This window comes from Streptomyces sp. NPDC003042 (assembly GCF_053591315.1).
The window spans coordinates 37,814-57,238 of the sequence record NZ_JBSFTP010000031.1 but is presented as its reverse complement, the minus strand read 5'-3'; the positions used below and the strand labels follow the sequence as shown (position 1 = coordinate 57,238).

Sequence of the window (19,425 nt, the reverse complement as noted above, 5' to 3'; positions counted from 1 at the left end):
TCGGACCAGGGAGCCAAGTCGGCTGTCATACCCCGGTAGGGGGTGGAGGAGACGGCGCCCCGGGTCTCCTGGGCCTTCGGTCCACTAGGGTCTGTCGTTCGGACCTTGAGCAGAGTGGCTACGACGCAGGGAGAGCAGGATCAGCAGCGCGAAGGCAGCGAACGCGGCGCCCGTGCGTGCGTAGTTGAATGCCTCCCAGCGAGCAAGGATCTCGGCGTGATCGGGGGGCGCCGAGGTTGCGGCCCACTGCTTGATTCGGCCGTTGATGGGGACGTTGCCGAGACGGGTGATCAGGAAAGACGCGACAGCGAGGAGCCCGGCGCCTCCGGCCAGCCACCGTGAGGTGCCACGGGTCATGGCGGCGAGCGCGAGGGCGCTGAGCGCCGAGATGCCCATGGCGCCTTGCATGGTGATGCCGTTCATCTGCATCAGCTGGGTGTGGAAGGACAGCCTCATGTCGAGCGGTACGGCGTTGAAGGTGGGTACGAGGTTGGCCGCTCCGTAGCCGAATGCGCCGGCGAGGGCGCCGGTGGACAGCAGGGCGAGGCCCTGGACGAGCCGGATGCGCATACGGATCACGCCCCCGTGTCCGGTTCGGCGGGGGTGAGGGGCCGCGTGAGCTGCTCGGCTCGTCGCAGCAGGCCGTCGGGTGTGAACTCCGCGAACATGTGGACTCGCGTGGACACCGGTCCGCCCTTGCGCATCTCGGCGTGGATCGTGAAGCGGGTCGCGATGCGGCCGCCGTCCGCGAACGCCTCGTGCACCTCGAACCGGAACGCTCGCAGGTTCTTGCGTACCGGTCGGAGGTGAGCGGCGAGGCGGTCCCAGTCGAGGGGTACGCCGTCGGCGACTTGAACGACGTCACGGGTGTAGTACCTGGACATCAGGCCAGAGGCGTCTTCCGAGCCATGGACCACGGCGTCGGTGAAGGTCGTGAAGAAGTCGGCGATGAACTGCTCGGGAGGTTTCGTGTGGAGAGGGTTCACCATGCTCCTGCCATGCGAGGGGCTGCACCCCGGGAGCGATCTCTTACGTGCCTGTAAGATATAGCGCGGCGGCTATTTCTGACAAGGGTGTAAGAGTTGACTGCTTTCGAGACTCCGGGAGACTCGCCGCGGGCACGGCCTCGCCGGCGCGCGGACGCTCAGCGCAGCAGGGTCGCGGTGCTGGACGCCGCCGTCCGGCTGCTGGCCGAGCGGCCCGACGCCGGTATGGCGGCCATCGCCGCCGCGGCCGGTGTGACCCGCCAGACCGTGTACGCGCACTTCGGCACCCGTGACGCGCTGCTGGACGCTGTCGCCGACCGGATCACGGACCAGGCCATGGCCGCGATGGACGAGGCGGAAGAGAACGGCGGCCCCGCCCTGGACCAGCTGCTGCAGCTCCAGGACATCGGCTGGCGGCTGTTCGAACGTAACCCGGTGCTCCTCCAGCTCGGAAGCACCCGCGCCGGCGCCCCCGCCGACCAGGCTCGGCATGAGCCCGTCGCAACCCGCCTCACCAGGCTGATCGAGCAGGGTCAGGCGTCAGGCGAGTTCGACCCCGTACCACCAGCCACCTGGCTGGTGGCCGCGATCATCGCTCTCGGCCACGCGGCAGGCGACGAAGTCGGGGCGCACCGCATGTCAGTGGAAGAGGCTGCCGCATGTCTACGGTCCGCCACACTCGCCCTCCTCGCGGTCGGGCCCCGGAACCCGGCGCCCTAGGCGGTTCGCCGATCACCGGCAGATCAGAGGTCCTCGTCGCGGTTCTCGGAGCGGCGACTCCGGCCGCGGCAGCGCCGCCGGACCGCAACAGGATGCTCACCTGGAACCTGGCGCGCAGCCCCGACATCTGGGGCGACGTCGGTACGCGGGCCCAGCAGTACGGCATCATCGCACTCCAGGAAACCCCCTTCACCCAGCCGGGCGGGGTCGGCACCCCCGCCGTTCCCAGGCCGCCGGCCGGGGCCGTCCCGACGAGCCACCAGGGGCTTCCCGCAGGCCCATCAACGGTGACGGCGGGCCGACTACCTCGTGGTCGAGGGCAGCGGAGCCACCCGTGCCTGGCTGAACGCCGGACCCGGCAAGTGGAACGACCACGGCTACATCGCCTCCGGATCCTCCGCCTGGACCGGCGGCCAGGTCCGGTTCGCCGATGTGGGCGGCGACGCCCGCGCCGACTACCTCGTCCTCGCCGACACCGGCGCCCTCGCGGCGTACCACAACGTCACGGGCGCGGAGGGCCGCATCGACTGGGTCGGCCAAGGAGTGATCGCCACCGGCACCGGGGCCCCCGGCTCCAGCGTCCGGATCTGACCCGCACTGACCTGACCCGTACCGACAGATCACCAGCCGGGGCGGACACCACCGCCCCGGCTTCCGCCGATACGGCTAGCCGGTGTCGCCCGGCCGCACCAGTCCCGCCTCGTACGCGAAGATCACCGCCTGCGCGCGGTCCCGCAGGTCCAGCTTGCCCAGCACCCGCCCGATGTGCGTCTTCACCGTCTGCTCCGCCACCACCAGATGCCCGGCGATCTCCTGGTTCGACAGCCCGCGCGCGATGAGCTCCAGCACCTCGGTCTCACGCGGGGTCAGCCCGTTCAGCCGCAGCGCCGGATCCTTGCGCGGCGCCGGGCGCTGCTTCACGAAGTCCGCGATCAGCCGCCGGGTCACCGAGGGCGCCAGCAGCGCCTCGCCCGAGGCGACCACCCGGACCGCCGCGATCAGGTCCGCCGGCGGCGCGTCCTTCAGCAGGAACCCGGACGCGCCGGCGCGCAGCGCCTCGTACACGTAGTCGTCGATGTCGAAGGTGGTCAGCATCAGCACCTTAGGCCGGTGCACCACCCCGGGCGGAGGATCGAGCAGCTCGCGCGCTGCCGAGAGGCCGTCCATCTCCGGCATCCGTACGTCCATCAGCACCACGTCGGGGTGCACGGTGCGGGAGACCCGCACACCGTGCCGGCCGTCGGGTGCCTCGCCGACCACGTCGATGTCGGCCTGCGCCGACAGCAGCGCGGCGAACCCCGCCCGCACCATGGCCTGGTCGTCGACAATGATCACGCGGATGGTCAACTGGCTTCCTCAGTGGGTTCGTTCAGAGGCAGGCGGGCGGCGACCCGGAAGCCGCCGTCGGGCAGCGGACCGGTGTCCAGCGTCCCGCCGGTCAACCGTACGCGCTCCCGCATCCCGACCAGTCCGTGCCCCGTCCCCGAACTCTCCAGCGCCACCACGGCGTCGCGCGCCGGGCCGTTGACGACGAGCACCAGCACCTCGTCCTCGTCGGCCGTCACCGAGACCCGCGTCGGCGCCCCCGGGGCGTGCCGCACCACATTGGCCAGCGCCTCCTGCACGATCCGGTACGCCGACAGGTCCACGGCCGGCGGCGCGGCCTTCGCCGCACCGGCCGCCAGGGACAACTCCACCGGCTGCCCGGCCCGTACGGTCGCCTCCACCAACTGCTGGATCCGCCCGATGCCCGGCTGCGGAGCCCGTTCGCCGTCCGCGCCGTCCACCCCGCCCGCGCCGTCCCCGCGCAGCACCGTCAGCAACCGCCGCATCTCGCCCAGCGATTCGCGCGCGCTCGCCGCGATCGCCGCGAACTCCTCCCGCACGGGCTCCGCCATGCCGGGCAGCCGGTACGGCGCCGAGTCGGCCTGCACCGTGATCACCGACATGTGGTGGGCCACCACGTCGTGCAACTCCCGTGCGATCCTGGCCCGTTCCTCCAGGAGCGTCCGCCGCGCCCGCTCGGCCTCGCTGATGCTCTCCTGCTCGGCGATCCGCTGCTGGGCATCGCCCAGACCGCGCAGTGCGCCCGTCACCGCCAGGAAGGCCCCGCTCAGCACGAACAGCAGGGCGACGGTGTTCGTCACCCCGGCGGGCTGGAAGAAACCGAGCACCACCCCGGCCGCGCCCGTCACCAGCCACACCTGGACCAGGGTCCGGATCGACTCGCGCAGCCCCAGGCAGATCATCACCACGAGGTACCCGACGATGGTCATGGGCGGCCACGGCCAGGCGTGCCCGGCCACCTTGTCGGCGCCGACCAGCAGCACGGCCCCGACGACGTCGGCGAGCAGCACCATGCCCCAGGCCGACAGGGGCCGGGTCACCGCCAGCAGCAGCGGCACGGTCTGCGCCACCCCCAGTGCCCCCGCCCACCCGCCGGCCGCCTGGTAGTCGTCGGCCAGCACCGCGATGGTCACCGGAAGCAGCGTCACCACGAAGACGGCCACGACGGCGAACGGCAGCATCCGCTGCCAGGCCTTGGGCGCCCGCGCGAACAGCGGCTCGGCCGCCCGCGCGGGAGTGCGCAGCACCACGGCGAGCTGGGCCAGCGCGCCGGGCCTCCGGTTCCCGCGGCGCTCACGGGAACCGGCGCGGGCGGGGACCGGGATTCGGGCTTTGAGGCGCATGATCGGACCAGCGTATGCGCCCGGGGCGCGGAAACGGCGTACGGGTAGGCTGCCCGCGGCCGAGGCGAGATCCGAAAGAGACGGCCTGGGGGAGCGGTACGCATGGGCGGGGCAGCCGCGCTGGAGAAGCTCGTGCCGGTACTGCTGGCCTTCGGCGGCGGAGTGCTGCTCGCCCGCCGCAAGACCGTCCCGGCCGAGGCCTCCAAGGCCTTCGCCGACTACGCCTTCCTCTTCGCCGTCCCCTGCTACCTCTTCGGCAACATCTACGCCTCCGACCTCGGCGCCCTGTTCGACTGGCGGGCGATCGGAGGCTACGCCGCGGCCGCCGCCCTCGCGGTGCTCGCCGTGGCGCTGGGCGCCGCCGCGTACGGCATACGGGAGCCCCGCGCCGTCGCGCTGCGGGTGATGGCGGGCGTCCAGGTGAACACCGCCTACTTCGCCGTGCCCGTCTTCATCACCGTGTTCGGGACGGCCGCGCCGATCTTCCCGGTGCTGCTGTTCCAGGTCTGCGTGCTCTCCCTCGTCGTCATCTCCGTCATGGAGCTGGGCCGGGAGGGCGCGGCGGACACCGGCCCCGCCACCCGTCTGACGCGGGCCGTCCTCGCGTCCCTCGCCACCCCGCTCGTCCTCGCCTGCAACGCCGGGATCCTGCTCAACCTGCTGTCCGTGCGCGTCCCGGCGGTGGTGCTCGACGGGGCCGCCTTCGTCGGCGACAGCGCCTCGCCGGTGGCCCTGTTCGCCCTCGGCCTGCACCTCGGCGGCCTGGGCCTGGACATCCGGGGCACCAGCCGCGAGGAGTTGGCCCTGATCGCCTTCAAATGCCTCGCCTTCCCCCTTCTGGCCTGGGTCGTGTGCGGGGCGTTGTTCGGCGTACGGGGCGAGTGGCTCGCGTACCTCGTGCTGATCGCCGCGATGCCGACCCCGCAGAACCTCTTCGTCTTCGCCCAGCGCTACGACATCGGGGTCGACCTCTCCGCCTCGCTCGTGATCAAGAGTTCGGTGGTCTCGCTCCTGCTGCTGCCGTTCTGGCTGCAGACTGTCGTCTCGTGAACGAGACGACAAAACCCCGCCGTTGCGGCGCCCCCGACCGGTCCCTCGCCCTCGCCACCTTCGGACTGCTCGCCGCCTGGACCGTGCACGACCTGGAAGAGGTCGCCACGATGGCCCGCTGGTCGCGCTCCAGAGTCCCCGTCCTGCGCTCGCGCCATCCCCGCGTCCCCGACCGGATATGGCGCGGCGTCACCGACGTCGACAGCCGCGAGTTCGCCACCGCCGTCGGTCTCATGGGCCTGGTCGTCGCGACGGCCGCCGCCGACGGATACCGCACCGGCGGGCGCTCCGCCTTCTACCGGGCCGCGCTCGACGGCTTCGGCCTGCACGGCCTCGTCCACCTCGCCCAGGCCGCCGCGACGCGCGGCTACACCCCCGGCGTGGTCACCTCTCCGCTCGTGGTCGTCCCCTTCACCCTCTGGGCCCGCGGCCGGCTGCGGCGCGCCGGGGTGCTGCGGCCCGCCCGCGCGCGGGACCTGGCGCGCGGGCTCGGCCTGGCCGCGGCGGCCACCGCCGGGGCGCACGCCGTGGCCCGGCGGATCCGGTAGCCGCGTCCGGCCGATCGGGTCGGCCCCGGCTCGTTCCCCCGGCGGGCCACGCTCGTTGACCGGGCATGGAGCTGCTGCCGACCATCGCGGCGCCGGGCGTCGGTGAACGGGCCGACGCCGCGGCCGATGCCGCCTGTCACCTCTACGACGCCGTCGCGCCCTGGGGCACCGGCGAGCCCGGCGGCTGGAGCCGGACCGCCGCCGAGGACGCCGCCGAGACGATCGAGACCACCGCCCGCGCCCTCGCGTTCATCGACCCGCGCGCCGAGGTCATCCTCGCGCCGGTCCACGAGGCCCTCGCCGACCTGCGCCGCCGCCTCGCGCTGGCCCCGGCCGACCTGCTGACCGTCGAGGACCTGCCGGCCACCCCGCGTACGGTCGGCAACCCGCGCCGCACCCGCTGGGTGCGGGTGGTCACGCCGCCCGCGCCCCGGCGACCGCCGCCTGGTACAGCTTCCTGATCTGCGCGCCGAAGTAGGAGCTGTACGAGACGTCGGGCGTGGTCCCGCCGGTCTTCCAGCCGCCGATGACCCCGACCACGTCACCGGTCCCGGTGCGCGCGTCGTAGCGCGTGAGGAACGGGCCGCCGCTGGTTCCGCCGGGATATCCGGTGCAGCGGATCCGCAGGAACGATCCGGGGCTCCTCGCGTCGCGGCTGGTGAACTTCGTCGTCCGGTTGACGCACACGCGCGGCCGCGCGGCCGACGCCGGATGGCCGATCAGGGTGACGCTCGGGTGCGTGAACGCCGCTCCGGTGACGAGCCGGTTCCCGCCGACCACGTCCTCCACCCGCCGTCCGCCGGCGCCCGGGCCGACCTGGGCGAAGGCCACGTCGAGCGTGGCCGCCCGCTCGGATCCCTCACGCCGGTAGCGCGGATCGATCCACACCTTCGAGCGCCCCCGGGCGTCGCGCAGCACCGGGAACAGCCCGTACGGCCGGGGCTTCGCGCGCGTGTACCGAGGTACGAAGGCCACCTGGCGGGAGTCCGTGCCGAGCAGGCAGTGCGCCGCGCTGAGCACCAGGTTGCGGCCGGGCGAGGAGACCACGCTGGCGGTGCAGAAGTACGCGCCGCCGCCCTTCATGACGAACATCCTGCCGACGACCGGGACCCCGCCGAAGTCCCGCCCCACACCCGCCGGGGCGGGTGCGAGGGCCGGGACGGTGAGGGGGAGCGGCCGGGGCCCCGGGGCGGGCTGTCCCGGCAGCGGGGCGGGGACGGCGGACCGGGCCACAGGGAGGGACGGGACGGCGGAGGGGGACGGCGTGGCGGGGGCGGCCGGTCCGGACGACAGGGCCGGGCCGGGGGAGCCCGTCGCGGCGCCGGGCTCCGCGTCGGCCGTCCCCGGGGGACCGGGCACCGGGACGGCCGAGGCCATCCGTTCCGGAGTCCAGAAGGCGGCGGCCTCCCGCGCGGACCAGCGCCCGGCGGCGGTCTCGGCGCCGGCCGTCTCCGCGAAGGGCAGCGAACCGCCCGGCAGCAGCAGGGCGGCCGCGGCCACGGCCGCCGCCACCGTCAACGTACGTCGCATGTCGTGCTCCTGTTCCTGTTCCTGACGGACTGACGGACTGACGGACTGACGGACTAGAGGGCGTGGGGAAAACGGAACAGCCGGTCGGGGTCGTAGGCCCGCCGTACCTCCTCCAGCCGCGGCAGGTTCGGCCCGTAGTAGGCCTCGCGCCAGCCGGCGAGCCGGGGATCCGCGTAGTTCTGGTACGCCCTCCCGCCGGCCCACGGGCGCAGGTCCTGCCAGAGCCGGTCGAGCCAGGCCCGGTGCCCGGCCACCTCGGCGGCGGTCGCGGCCTGCGGCCAGTGGACGAGGTACTGGGCCAGGAAGGCGCTGCCGCGGTGCACGAAGGCGGTGTCGGCAGCGGCCACCCGGTTCACGGCCCCGCCGCACACCCCGTCGAACTGGACCACCCCGCGCCCGCCGCCCGGCGCCTCCCTCCCGTACCGCCGGACGGCGTCCAGCACGGCGGCGACCGCCGCCTCCGGGAGTCCGGCGGGGCCCCAGAAGTCCGAGCGGGCGGCGTAGGACTCCCGCTCCAGGCGCCCCCGGGGGTCCCGGCCGGGCAGCCAGACAGGGCCCGTACGGTGTCCGCGTAGCCGCGTACGACGATCCAACTGTCCGCCGGACCGCGCCCGACCAGGTCCGAGAGCCGGGTGAGCTGCCGCTCTAGCTCGCCGCGCCCGTCGAGGCAGACCACCCGCACGGCCGGAGCCGCGGCCGGCCCCAACTCCACGGTGAACTCCACCTGGCTCCAGAACGGATCGGGCAGCCCGGCCAGCCAGCGCTGCCAGCCGCCCAGCACCGCCGGGGAGTCGGCGCCGGGCCAGTGCAGTTCCGCGAAGGCGGCATCGGCGACCCGGTGGGTCCGGAAGCGGAACTCCGTGACCACCCCGAAATTACCGCCCCCGCCTCCGCGCAGGGCCCAGAACAGCGAGGGGTCGCTGTCGGCGTCGGCCTCGCGCACCACCCCGTCCGGGGTCACCACCCGGGCGCCGAGCAGCCGGTCGCAGGTGGTTCCGTAGGCCCGGGAGGCGAGCCCCAGGCCGCCGCCGAGGGTGAGCCCCGCGATCCCGACGGAGGGACACAGCCCGGCCGGGATGCCCAGGCCGCGCGCGGCGAGGGCGCCCTGCACGTCGGCGAGCCGGGCGCCCGCGCCGGTCCGCACCTCGTCCCCCTCGACCGCCACGGTGGCCATGGACCCGGCGTCGACCACGAGCCCGGCGGCCCGCGTCGACCACCCCGGGTAGCTGTGGCCGCCGCCGCGCGGCACCACCGGGACGGCGGAGCGGCGGGCGAAGTCCAGGCAGACGGCCACGTCCCCGGCATGCGCCGGGTAGGCCACCGCGCCGGGCCGGACGGCATCGTAGCGGGGCTGGAACAGCTGCCGGGCCTCGGCGTAGTCCCCGTCACCCGGCCGTACGACCCGCCCGTCCATCGCGCGGGCCAGCGCCCCGAAGTCGGCAACCCGCGCGGGCGCCGCCCCTTCCCGCCGGCGCGCCCCGACGGTGGCCAGGACGGCGGAGGCCGCTCCCGCGAGGACCCGGCGGCGATGGAGACTCATCCCTCCTTCCTGCCACCGAGCGGCCCGATCGGGGCGAAGGCGGGCCCGAGGAGCGCGGGCTGTCCCCCGATCGGCTCACCTGCCCGGCGGGCGGGCCGTCACCTGCGGGCCAGCAGGAAGGCCTGCGGGGACCGCTCCCGCGCGTCCGGCTCCCGCACCAGCCGGGCCACCTCGGCCAGCCCGGCGCCGGCCAGCAGTTCCGCGATCAGGTCGGGCGGGGTCCAGTACACGTCGAGGTCGACCGGATGGCCGTACGCGTGCTCCAGCCGGATCCGCTCGTCCCCCGCCTTGAACGCGACCAGCGCGTACCCGCCGGGCGCCAGCACGCGGGCGAACTCCGCGAACACCGCGGGCAGTTCCTCCGGCGGGGTGTGCACGGTCGAGTACCAGGCCACGACCCCGCCCAGCACCCCGTCCGCCACGTCCAGCGCGGCCATCGAGCCCACCTCGAACCGCAGCCCCGGATAGGTGCGGCGGGCCACCGCCACCATCGCGGGGGACAGGTCGACGCCGAAGGCCCGTAAGCCGAGCCCGTCCAGGTGGGCCGTCACCCGGCCGGGGCCGCAGCCCAGGTCGGCGACGGCCCCGCCCGCGCCCCCGCCCGCGCCCCCGCCCTCGGCGCGTACGTACTCGGCGAAGGCGGCCAGCATGCCCCGGTCCAGGGGCCTGCCCGCCTCCGCGGCGGCGAGCAGCCGGGCGTAATCGACGGCGACGGCGTCGTAGGACGCCCGTACGGCATGGAGGTACGAGGTCTCGGTCATGCCCCCGAACGTAGCCGGATCCGTCGCGTCGCTACTCCCCGTCCAGCGGATTCGGCAGCTCTGCCCACTGGTCGCCCGGCACACCGGGACTCAGCCGCATCAGCGTCAGCGCCTTCACCGGCAGCGGCCCCGACCGCAGGGCCTCGGTGTCGGCGGTGGATGCCGTGCCGTCCAGCGCTGCGGCCAGGTCCTCGCCGAAGGCCCGCGCCGAACCGGCCGTGGCCGCGAGCGCCCCGCCCACGAGCGAGCCGAACACCTTGCGCCGCAGCGCCGTCTCGTCGTCCGTGACCAGCCGGCCCGACAGGGGCGGCGCCGGCAGACCGTGCCGGGCGAGCCGGGCCGGGCTGACCCGGATGTCCGCGAGGTCGCGGTAGACCAGCCGCAGCGGGTCGCCGGCCGGGGAGAGCACGACCAGGAGATTCTGGCCGTGGGCCTCCAGGGCCACCCCGAGGTCCAGCAGCCGCAGACACACCGAGAGCGCGAGGCGGGCGAACGCGGCCCGCCAGACGGCGGAGCGCGCGAGGGAGGTACCCGCCAGCGCCGCCACCGGCACGACCCGCTCACCGGGCCGCGCGTACACCTCCGGCGGCTCGCGCAGCACCGCCGCCAGATCCGGACTGTGCGCGGTGGCCGCGCTCAGCGTGCGGGTGACGTGTAGGCGCCCGTCGAGCCGCTCGGACAGGGCGTGGGCGAAGGCGGAGAGCACGGCCGCCGTCTCGACGGAATAGCCGGAGATGTCCCGGACGGAGGAGGTCAGGCGGGTGCTCAGCGCCGTCTTCACATGGGCGCCGCCCCCGGCCGGGGCGAGCGTACGCAGCGACATGAGCGGATGCGCCGCCGTCCCGGCCCGTACGCCGTCACGGCCCCACCCGTCGCCCTTCAAGACGTGCTCGGCCTGCCACGGGTGCACCGGGACCAGGATCCGGCCCCCGTCCCGCAACGACTCCGGCCAGTCGCCCGTCACCAGGCACTCCTCGGCCCGTACGGGGATCAGCCGCAGCTCGACCAGCGGCCGGTGCTCCGGCGCGTACGCGAGCTGCTCGGCCACCGAGAAACCGGGCCGGGAACGGCAGTTGGGGTGGTACGGATGCCCGTCGACCACGCGCTGCTCCCACTCCCAGGTGCTGCCCGGGGCCTCCTGCGCCCCGCCGGGCTGGCCCGCCCGCGACAACGCGAGGGAGGCGGTGCTGTCGTCCAGCTCGGCGGCGAAGGCGGCCCCGTGCGCCACCCCCAGCGCCGCCGTCAGCCGCGCGGCCTGCCGGTACGGGCGTCCGTCGAGCCGCACCTCGCTCACGTAGGCCCCGGTCGCGTACGGATCCGCGGGCGGCCCCTCCAGTCGGCCGCCCCCGGCCAGCAGCAGCGTCAGCCCGTCCGGCCGGTGCTCCCGGCGCACCACCCACGGCAGCGGCTCGTGGGCCAGCGCCCGCCACAGCCGGGTGAGCACGGCCGCCCGCGCGCCGCCCAGCGCTGCCTCGTACGCCGGCCCGAGCCCGGGCCGTACGCCCGCCAGCGCGGCGGCGACCGCCTCCTCGGCGGCAGAGGAGGCGGAGGCGGGCGAGTCGGGGGATCCGGCGGAGGCGGGTGAGCCGGGTGAGCCGGGGAGGTGCGTGCTGCGGTCCAGGGCCCCGTTCCTTTCGGTCGCTTTGCCTGATGATCAGTCATCATCGCGGATACTGCGGATACTGAAGATCACGGCCGGTGGTGCGCCTCGCGAACCTCCGGCGCACCGGATGGACCGAATGGAACCAGTGGACCTCAACGCCGCCGCCGACGCATACGCCTCCACTCCCCTCCTGAACTGCCTGCTGCGGGAGGTGGCCGACGTGGAGAGCGGTAGTGACGAGGGCGGGCAGGTCCACCGGCTGCGGGGCAGCGGACGGCTGCTGCGGGTGCACGGCGGGCGCCGCCCCCGGGATCCGGCCCTGCGCATGGCGGAGGGCTGGGCTCCGCTCGGCCACGCGGAACTGGTCAAGCTGACGTGCGAGGAGCTGCGCCGCTGCACCGGGGTCTCCAACGACGAACTGCCGGGCGAACTCACCGACAGCCGGGACGCCGTCGCCTCCCTGCTGGCCGCGCGCGCCGCCGACGCGGCGCCGCGGGACCCGTTCCTCCGCTCCGAGCAGCACCTGGTGATGGGCCATCCGTACCACCCCGCCCCCAAGGCCCGGGGCGGCGCGCCCGCCGCGAGCTGGCTGCCGTACGCCCCCGAGGCCCACGCCCGCTTCCCCCTGGTCCTGCTCGGGCTGCGCGAGGACCACGTCGTCGAGGAGGGCGGCCCGGACACCGCCGACGCGTTCGACACGCTCGCCGCGATCCTCGACGGCCCCCGACCGCCCGCCGGATACCGGGCGCTGCCCGCGCACCCCTGGCAGCTCGATCTGGTCGCCGGCCGGCCGCAGGTGCGCGAGGCCTTCGCCGACGGGCGCCTGCTGCGGCTCGGCCCGACCCGGCTGCCGGTGTGGCCCACCGCCTCCGTCCGGACCCTCTACGCGCCGGGCCCGGACGCCGACCTCTTCGCGAAATTCAGCCTCGACGTCCGGATCACCAACGACATACGCCGACTGTGGCGGCACGACCTCCTGCGGCTGCGCCGTACCGACGCCGCCGTGGAGGCCGGATTCGCCGCGCTGCGCCGCCGTACGGGCTCGAACGCCGTGTGGCTGCGCGACCTGGGCTATCGCACCGCCGCCTTCGCCTTCGAGGAACTCGCCGTCCTGGTCCGCGACGGCCTGCGCACCCGGGTGGCCGAGGGGGCCACGCCGCTGCTGGCCGCCGCGCTCGCGGAGGGCTTCCCCCACGCCCCGCCGACGGGCGCGGTCGACCCGGGCGCGTGGTGGCGGGCGTATCTGCGCCATGTCGTGCCCCCGGTGCTCCACCTGTTCGCCCGGCACGGGATCGTGCTGGAGGCCCACCTCCAGAACTGCCTGGTCGCCGTCGATGCGCAGGGCATGCCGGTGCAGGCGCTCTACCGCGATGCCGAGGGCGTGAAACTCCCCGATGACATGCCGCGCGCGGGCGCCTGGGAGCGGCTCGTGTACTGCCTGGTGGTCAACCACCTGGCGGAGGTCGCGGGAGCCGTGGCCGAGCGGCACCCCGAACTCGCCGGGCAGGTCTGGCCGGCGGTCCGCGAGGAACTGCTGCGCTACGACGCCGAACACGGCCTGCCGGAGATCGCCGGACTCCTCACCGCCCCCACGCTTCCGGCCAAGACGAACCTGCTCCTGCGATGGACGCGGGCGGACGGCGCGGCCGCCCGCTACGTCCCGCTCCCCAACCCGCTGCGCCGCTAGGTCCTGTCCGGGTGATCTTCGCGGGCCCGCGCTGCCTGGCAGGGCACCTCCCTGCGTTGTCGGACCGCGCGAGTACGCCCAGTACGAGCTGCGGCCCCTCCACCTTGCGATGCAGCTCGGCATCCGGAGGATGGATCGAAGAGCCGAGACGGAGCGAGCGCAGCGAGTGCGGTGCGCCGGACGCCGCGACCCGGCAAACCTTTCCGGCCACAGCACTAGCCGGTCGAGTCGGCCTTCGGCTGGATCGGCTTGTGGCCGGGGTACACGTGCCCGGGGCTCACGATGCGGGTGATGGCTTCGCCGAAGAGGGTGCTGGGCTCCTGGCCGTCGTGCAGGACGTCGGTGTTGAGGAGGACGACCATGGTCGCCTGCGCCTGCGGCAGGTAGATCGTCAGCGACTCGTACCCGGGCAGTGAACCGTTGTGGCCGATCCAGCCCTGGACGTTGAAGATGCCCAGACCGTAGCCGGCGCCCGGAATGCCGATCGAGGTGGTCTTCAGGCGCTCGGCCTGGGTCGCGGGCGTCAGCAGTGTGCCGGTGGCGAGGGTGCGGGCCCAACTGCGCAGGTCCTCGAGGTTGGAGACCATCGCTCCCGCGGCCCAGGCCCAGGACGGGTTCCAGTCGGTCGCGTCCACGGTCTTCCCGCCCGAGCCCGTCGTGTAGCCGTGCGGGTGGGGTTCCGGGAACTGCGCGCCTGTAGGGAAGAACGTACGGCGCAGCCCGGCCGGCTCCAGCACCTCTTGACGGATGACATCGGCAAGGGGCCGGCCGGTGACCTTCTCCACCACCAGTCCCAGCAGGATCAAGTTGGTGTTGGAGTACTCGAACTTCTCGCCCGGCTGGAACTGCACCGGGTGCTCGAAGGCGTAGTCGAGCAGCTGCCGGGGCGTGAGCCGCCGCTCGGGGTGGTCGAGGAGTTCCTTCGCGAAGGCGTCGTCCTCGCTGTAGTTGAAGAGCCCGCTGCGCATGCCCGCCAGTTGACGCAGGGTGATGCGGTCGCCGTTCGGGACGCCGCTGATGTACGTGCCGATGGGGTCGTCCAGGCCGACTTTGCCCTGGTCGACCAGTTTGAGGAGCGCGGTGACCGTGAACGTCTTGGTCTCGCTGCCGATGCGTACGTAGAGGTCGGTCCTCATGGGCGCGCCCGTGGCCTTGTCCGCGACACCGAAGGCCTTGACGTAGCTTCCCTTGCCAGGGGCCCACAGGCCCACGACCACGCCCGGTACCCCCGCCTCGCGCTGGACCTGCCGGATGGCCGCGTCCAGTCGCGCCGCGACGGCCGGGGTGAGCTGCGAGAACTCCGCCTCGCCGTCGGGGGAGGGGGAGGGGGAGGGCGAGGGGGCCGCGGCGACGGTCCGGCCCGGATCCATGGGGCCGGCCGGCGCTCCGTAGGCGGAGCCGGCGAGGGCCGGGGTGACCAACAGGCCCGTTGCGGCGGCCGCCACGCAGGCCCTGCGTATCCGTAGGCGCCTGGAGTTCACGGTCATGCCTCCTGTCACACGGGGATCGAGGCAACACGACCAGCGTAGGCACACTGCCGAACCACCCGCGCGGCGAGCCCTCGCGCCGGTATTCCGGCGACATTTGGCCAAGGTGCGCTCCGTCCCGCGCACCCGCGTTCCGAAAGGTATAGACCAATGCTACGTTGGTCGAGCAGACCGCAGTCCTTGACCACCCGTCAGAGGAGAAGCCATGCCCTCCCCTTCGCGGGGCGGCGGCCCGGCCGCCCTGCCCAAGTATCAGCGGATCGCCGCAGCGCTACGGGACGAACTCGACCGTGCCGCCCACGCGTCCGGGGCCAGACTGCCCTCCGAACGCAGCCTGGCCGCCCGCTACGAGGTCAACCGCCAGACCATCCGCGCCGCCCTCCAGGAGCTGCGCGCCGACGGGCTCATCGTCACCGGACGCCGGGGCACCCGCGCCGCGGACGCCGAGGCGCGGCAGGATCCGCCGGACCCGGCCGGCCGGCCCCCGGCGTCCGCCCCTCCGTACGCGGCCCCGGCCCGACCGTCCGGCTCGGCGCCCACCCGGACCCGGCTCACCCTGGTCACCGTGCCGCCCTCGCTCGCCGCGCTGCTCGGCATGCGGGGCGGGGAGCGCACCCTGGTCCACCACCACCGGGCGTACGGCCCGGCCGGAGACGCGATGCGGCACTCCGTGACCTACCTCTGCCCGCGCACCGTCGCCGGTGCCCCGGAGCTGGCCGGCTACCTCGACCGCGAGGCTGCTGCCCGCGACGAGGACCTGCGGCCCCTGCACCGCTGGCTGGAGCGGGCCGCGGCGCACGGCCGGACCGCCGAGACGATCACCATGACCCGCACCAGCCACCCCGCGACCCGGACCCCTGCCTGCGGGCTGACCGTACGCCGCACCCTGCACGACACCTCCGGCAGGCTGCTCGCCGTCACGGACCTGGCCTTCCCCACGTGGGACCGGCTCACCTTCCACCGTGACCCGGTGGCCGTCGGATTCCGTGTGACCTAGCGCACCTAGTAGGCGGTGATCACGGATGGCCCGGCCGGCTCCGGCGCGTCCGGCGCGACGGGGACCGCGGGGGCGTCCGATGTGGCGGGGGCGGCGGCCGGGGCCCCGGTCAGCAGGGCCAGCAGGCCGGCCACCTGGACTCCGGCCTCGGCGGGGTGGCGGAAGACCGCGCCCGCGGAGATCTCGTAGCGGTTGCGCCGGCCGTCCCGCACGCGCCGCAGATACCCGTCCGACTCCAGGTCGGCCACGATCGTCTGTACCGTGCGCTCGGTCAGCCCGCACGCCATGGCGACGTCCTTCAGTCGCACGGCCGGGTCTCGGGCGATGCTCACCAGGACACGTGCGTGATTCGTGAGGAACGTCCAGTTCTGCCGACGCGTCGGATTGCCCATCGGGTCATGATGCGCGATGCGATTCCTGTGATGCAAGACGCGAAATAGATTTCCGGTATTTCTTGACGTACGAGCGGATCCGGTCCAGCATCGACGGCAGTCAAGGTCCCGCGCCGCAAGCCGACCAGCCCAAGGAGCGAACCCCATGCCGGTCCCTGCCCCGTTCTCCCATACCGCCGACACCGACACCCGCGCGGTCGTCCTGCCCGGCTCCCGCCGGAGCGGCGCCGAGGCCGCCGCCCGCACGGCGGGCCTGCCCCGGATCGACGAGCCCCGCGAGGTCGCCCCGGCGGACGCACGGGAGATGTCGAAGGTCTTCTTCCAGCGGCTCCGCGAGCTGACCGAGGGCACCCCGGAGTACCAGTACGTCCGCAACACGCTCATCGAGATGAACGCCTCGCTCGTCCAGTACGCCGTCCGGCGCTTCCGCAACCACGCCGACGGCGGGGACATCGAGGACATCGTCCAGGTCGGCACCATCGGCCTGATCAAGGCCATCGACCGGTTCGACCCGGAGCGCGAGAACGAGTTCTCCACCCTGGCCATGCCGTACATCACCGGTGAGATCAAGCGGCACTTCCGCGACACCACCTGGGCCGTCCGCGTCCCGCGCCGGCTCCAGGAGCTGCGCATCGAGATCGCCAAGGCGAAGGAGGAGCTGACCGTACGGCTGGACCGCTCGCCGACCGTCGCCGATCTCGCCGCCTACCTCCACCTCACCGACGAGCAGGTCATCGAGGGGCTGGTCGCCGCCAACGGTCACACCAGCGGCTCCCTCGACGCCCCGCACGGCGAGCACGACGAAGGACCCGCCGACGGCCACACCCTCGCCGACGTCATCGGCGAGGAGGAGCCGGCCATGGAACTCGTCGAGGACATCCAGACCCTGGCCCCGCTGCTCGACCAGCTCACCGACCGCGAGCGCCGCATGCTGCGGATGCGCTTCGGCGAGGAGCTGACCCAGGCCCAGATCGGCGCCGCCCTCGGCATCTCCCAGATGCAGGTCTCGCGGCTGCTGACCCGGCTCCTCGCCCACCTGCGGGCCTCCATGCTGGAGACCCCGGAGTCCGAGCGGCCCTGAGCCGGGTCACCTCGTCCGCCCCCCAGGTCCTGACCAAGCCCTACTGGCCGACCGGCACCCGGTCGGTGTCCGGCCTCGGCGTCCGGTGCTCGGCGCGGCCACGCGGCCGCAGCGGCCACCAGAGCGAACGGCCCAGGAGCGCCGCCAGCGCCGGCACCAGGACGATCGACAGGACGAAGGCGGAGAGCAGGATCCCGACCGCCGTCGCGAAGCCGACCTGCTGGGTGGACGGGGCGGGGTTGACGGCCAGGCTCCCGAAGGAGGCGGCCAGCACCAGCCCCGCGGCCGCGATGGCCGGCGCGGTGTGGCGTACGGCCCGGCCCACGGCCGCGCGGGCCGACCCGGGCTTCTCCATCTCCTCCCGGATCCGGTCGCTGATCAGGATGTTGTAGTCGGTGCCCAGCGCCACCACGAACAGGAACAGCACCAGCGGGAGCGAGAAGTCCACGCCGGGCCGTCCCAGCCCGTGCTGGAAGAGCAGCGTCGAGGCCCCCAGGGTGGCGGCGAAACCCAGCCCGACCGCGAGCATCAGCACCACCGGAGCGAGCAGGCTGCGCAGCAGCACGAGCAGGATCAGCCCGATCAGCACCGCCGCGACCGGGAAGATCACCTTCAGGTCCTTCTCCACGGCCACCGCGATGTCGGCGAACACCGCCGCCGTGCCGCCGACGTGGGCTTCGGTACCGGCGGGGCGGAAGGCGCCGACCGTCTCCCGGACCGGACCCGAGACCAGGTCGCGTGCCTCCTGCCGCCCGGGGTCGGCCGTCAGGAGCAGGTCGATCCGGGCCGCGCCGCGGTCCTCGCTCAGCACGGTCGGGGAGACCTGGCCCACCCCCTCCACGCGGCCCAGCGCGCCCGCCAGCCCGGCCAGCCGCTCGGCGGTCAGCGCACTGCCGTCGGTGGCGGTGACGAACACCGTGGCGGGATCCGACACTCCGGCGGGCAGGGCGCGGGAGATCTCCGCCGCCGTGCGCGCGGCGGCGGTGCGCTCCCCGCCCGCCCCGCCCTGTCCGTAATCCATGCGCATGCCGGCCAGGCCACCGGCCAGCGCGCCGAGCAGCGCCACCGTGGCGAGGACCAGGACCAGGGGGCGCCTGGCCACGGACTCGGCGAGGCGGCCGGACACACCCGCCCGCGACTCCCGCTTCAGGGCCCGGGAAGGCCAGAACATCTTGCGGCCGCTGACCGCGAGCAGCGCGGGTATCAGGGTCAGGCTGCCCAGCAGCATCACCAGCACGGAGACCGCGATCGCCGGGCCCAGCACCCGGAACTGTCCGAAGGAGGCGATCCCGAGGGTGGCGAAGGCGGCGACGATGGTCAGCGCCGCCGAGGTGATCGCCGTACCCACCCGGCCCGCGACCTCCGCGGCCGCCGCGCGGCCCGACTGCCCGGGATACAGGCGCAATTGCTCGCGGAAGCGGAAGAGCAGGAAGAGGAAGTAGTCGATCCCGATACCGACGAGCACCACGTTGATCAGACTCGGGGTGGACGGCGCCAGCTCGACACCGCTCAGCAGCGCCGCGCAGACCACCGTCCCCGCTGCCGCGCCACCGACGACGGCGACGGCCAGCAGCGGCAGCAGCGCGGCCAGCACGCTCCGGAAGACCAGGACGTGCAGGAGCACGATCACGAGTGTGACCACGATGCCCACGATCATCGCCCGGGTCTCCTCCGCATCGGTGGCGTCCACCGTGTCGGCGAGCCCGCCGGTGAACCCCGTGCGCAGGCCCGCCTTCTGGAACTCGGCCCGGGCGTGGTCGCGGAAGGCCCGGTAGGTGTCCTGGAACCGGGGGTCGGTCGGATTGCCCTTCAACTCGACGGACAGCAGCCGGAAGCCACGGTCCGGCGCCGTCATGGCCGGCTCGATCCGGGGGCGCTGGGAATGGTCCTGGACCAGGAACAGGTCGTCCTCGGAGGGCGGCATGGTGATCCGGTGCGCGGCCAGCCGGGCGGCCTCCTCGTCGATCCGCCGCTCGTCGGCGTCGGAGAGGGAGGCCCCGTCCGTCCGGGCCACCAGGAGGATCAGCGGGCTGGCGTCCGGCCGTACGCCGAACCGTTCCTCGGCGACCTTCAGAGCGGCGGCCGAATCGTAGGACGCCGGAAGGAACCCGCCGTCGCCGGCCTGGGTCGCGCGGTGGACGAACACCTGCCCCAGGAGGCTGAGCGCGAGGCCGACCACCGCCCAGAGAGCGATCACCTTCCACGGATGCCTCGTCGAAAACCCGGTCAGGTCGCGGATCACTCGTCTTCTCCGGTCTGTGCGACACCGGCCGGGGGTGCCCGGCCTGTCTCCAGACCATCAGGCGCCGGGCCGGGAAACGTCGGGGCACAGGAGGAGCCGGCCCCCGGGACC

The 19,425-nt window shown here is 74.0% G+C and carries 19 protein-coding genes and 1 pseudogene; 8 read left to right on the top strand and 12 right to left on the bottom strand.

Going from position 1 to position 19,425, the window contains the following annotated elements; all coding sequences use genetic code 11:
• Positions 1-84 precede the first annotated feature (84 nt).
• Together ACWDYJ_RS17700 and ACWDYJ_RS17695 are read right to left on the bottom strand one after the other, a co-directional pair.
• Entirely contained in the window at positions 85-570 is a 486-nt protein-coding gene (locus tag ACWDYJ_RS17700) for an anthrone oxygenase family protein (RefSeq protein WP_451566482.1), read from the bottom strand.
• A 5-nt stretch (positions 571-575) separates the two neighbouring features.
• Positions 576-989 (bottom strand): nuclear transport factor 2 family protein, encoded by a 414-nt coding sequence (locus tag ACWDYJ_RS17695; RefSeq protein WP_451566468.1) that lies wholly within the window; start codon positions 987-989, stop codon positions 576-578.
• 174 nt (positions 990-1,163) lie between these two features.
• Here ACWDYJ_RS17695 and ACWDYJ_RS17690 point away from each other — a divergent pair, with 174 nt between their 5' ends.
• A complete protein-coding gene (locus tag ACWDYJ_RS17690; RefSeq protein WP_451566467.1) occupies positions 1,164-1,706 on the top strand; it encodes a TetR/AcrR family transcriptional regulator in 543 nt (180 codons plus the stop codon).
• A 306-nt stretch (positions 1,707-2,012) separates the two neighbouring features.
• Positions 2,013-2,297 (top strand): annotated as a pseudogene (locus ACWDYJ_RS17685) (esterase); the annotation flags it as partial.
• Between the two features lie 75 nt (positions 2,298-2,372).
• Here the strand turns inward: ACWDYJ_RS17685 and ACWDYJ_RS17680 are convergent.
• Both ACWDYJ_RS17680 and ACWDYJ_RS17675 read right to left on the bottom strand, forming a co-directional pair.
• Positions 2,373-3,053 (bottom strand): response regulator, encoded by a 681-nt coding sequence (locus ACWDYJ_RS17680; RefSeq protein ID WP_451566466.1) that lies wholly within the window; start codon positions 3,051-3,053, stop codon positions 2,373-2,375.
• A complete protein-coding gene (locus ACWDYJ_RS17675; protein WP_451566465.1) occupies positions 3,050-4,396 on the bottom strand; it encodes a sensor histidine kinase in 1,347 nt (448 codons plus the stop codon). The genes ACWDYJ_RS17680 and ACWDYJ_RS17675 overlap by 4 nt, the downstream gene beginning before the upstream one ends.
• A 102-nt stretch (positions 4,397-4,498) precedes the next feature.
• Between ACWDYJ_RS17675 and ACWDYJ_RS17670 the strand changes: the two genes are divergently transcribed.
• The 3 genes from ACWDYJ_RS17670 to ACWDYJ_RS17660 all read left to right on the top strand — a co-directional run bounded on the left by ACWDYJ_RS17670 (position 4,499) and on the right by ACWDYJ_RS17660 (position 6,455).
• On the top strand, positions 4,499-5,446 hold the full coding sequence (locus ACWDYJ_RS17670; RefSeq protein ID WP_451566464.1) for an AEC family transporter: 948 nt from the start codon (positions 4,499-4,501) through the stop codon (positions 5,444-5,446).
• The gene (locus ACWDYJ_RS17665) at positions 5,443-5,994 is read left to right on the top strand and encodes an HXXEE domain-containing protein (protein ID WP_451566463.1); all 552 of its coding nucleotides are present in this window, start codon (positions 5,443-5,445) and stop codon (positions 5,992-5,994) included. Before ACWDYJ_RS17670 ends, ACWDYJ_RS17665 begins: the two co-directional genes overlap by 4 nt.
• A 65-nt stretch (positions 5,995-6,059) precedes the next feature.
• Complete coding sequence (locus ACWDYJ_RS17660; RefSeq protein WP_451566462.1) at positions 6,060-6,455, top strand: hypothetical protein; 396 nt, start codon at positions 6,060-6,062, stop codon at positions 6,453-6,455.
• Here the strand turns inward: ACWDYJ_RS17660 and ACWDYJ_RS17655 are convergent.
• The 5 genes from ACWDYJ_RS17655 to ACWDYJ_RS17635 all read right to left on the bottom strand — a co-directional run bounded on the left by ACWDYJ_RS17655 (position 6,409) and on the right by ACWDYJ_RS17635 (position 11,335).
• A complete protein-coding gene (locus ACWDYJ_RS17655; protein WP_451566461.1) occupies positions 6,409-7,524 on the bottom strand; it encodes a trypsin-like peptidase domain-containing protein in 1,116 nt (371 codons plus the stop codon). The two genes, ACWDYJ_RS17660 and ACWDYJ_RS17655, sit on opposite strands and share 47 nt — an antisense overlap.
• Before the next feature lie 53 nt (positions 7,525-7,577).
• Complete coding sequence (locus ACWDYJ_RS17650) at positions 7,578-7,871, bottom strand: BBE domain-containing protein (protein WP_451566460.1); 294 nt, start codon at positions 7,869-7,871, stop codon at positions 7,578-7,580.
• Between the two features lie 5 nt (positions 7,872-7,876).
• Entirely contained in the window at positions 7,877-9,064 is a 1,188-nt protein-coding gene (locus ACWDYJ_RS17645; protein WP_451566459.1) for an FAD-binding protein, read from the bottom strand.
• A 98-nt stretch (positions 9,065-9,162) separates the two neighbouring features.
• On the bottom strand, positions 9,163-9,825 hold the full coding sequence (locus ACWDYJ_RS17640; RefSeq protein ID WP_451566458.1) for a class I SAM-dependent methyltransferase: 663 nt from the start codon (positions 9,823-9,825) through the stop codon (positions 9,163-9,165).
• Between the two features lie 31 nt (positions 9,826-9,856).
• Entirely contained in the window at positions 9,857-11,335 is a 1,479-nt protein-coding gene (locus ACWDYJ_RS17635) for an IucA/IucC family protein (protein ID WP_451566481.1), read from the bottom strand.
• A 220-nt stretch (positions 11,336-11,555) separates the two neighbouring features.
• On the opposite strand from ACWDYJ_RS17635, the gene ACWDYJ_RS17630 reads away from it, so the two are divergent.
• Positions 11,556-13,115, top strand: a complete 1,560-nt coding sequence (locus ACWDYJ_RS17630) for an IucA/IucC family protein (RefSeq protein WP_451566457.1) — start codon at positions 11,556-11,558, stop codon at positions 13,113-13,115.
• A gap of 215 nt (positions 13,116-13,330) precedes the next feature.
• Here ACWDYJ_RS17630 and ACWDYJ_RS17625 read toward each other — a convergent pair whose 3' ends face one another.
• A complete protein-coding gene (locus ACWDYJ_RS17625) occupies positions 13,331-14,596 on the bottom strand; it encodes a serine hydrolase domain-containing protein (RefSeq protein ID WP_451566456.1) in 1,266 nt (421 codons plus the stop codon).
• Positions 14,597-14,807: 211 nt separating this feature from the next.
• Between ACWDYJ_RS17625 and ACWDYJ_RS17620 the strand changes: the two genes are divergently transcribed.
• Positions 14,808-15,599, top strand: coding sequence for a GntR family transcriptional regulator (locus ACWDYJ_RS17620; protein WP_451566455.1), 792 nt, complete (start codon positions 14,808-14,810; stop codon positions 15,597-15,599).
• A gap of 5 nt (positions 15,600-15,604) precedes the next feature.
• Here ACWDYJ_RS17620 and ACWDYJ_RS17615 read toward each other — a convergent pair whose 3' ends face one another.
• A complete protein-coding gene (locus ACWDYJ_RS17615) occupies positions 15,605-15,991 on the bottom strand; it encodes a MarR family transcriptional regulator (protein WP_451566454.1) in 387 nt (128 codons plus the stop codon).
• Between the two features lie 145 nt (positions 15,992-16,136).
• Here ACWDYJ_RS17615 and ACWDYJ_RS17610 point away from each other — a divergent pair, with 145 nt between their 5' ends.
• Positions 16,137-17,072 carry a SigB/SigF/SigG family RNA polymerase sigma factor gene (locus tag ACWDYJ_RS17610; protein WP_451566453.1) on the top strand — a complete coding sequence of 312 codons (936 nt, stop codon included), beginning with the start codon at positions 16,137-16,139 and terminating at the stop codon, positions 17,070-17,072.
• Between the two features lie 40 nt (positions 17,073-17,112).
• On the opposite strand, the gene ACWDYJ_RS17605 is transcribed toward ACWDYJ_RS17610, so the two are convergent.
• Entirely contained in the window at positions 17,113-19,269 is a 2,157-nt protein-coding gene (locus ACWDYJ_RS17605; RefSeq protein ID WP_451566452.1) for an MMPL family transporter, read from the bottom strand.
• Positions 19,270-19,425 lie beyond the last annotated feature (156 nt).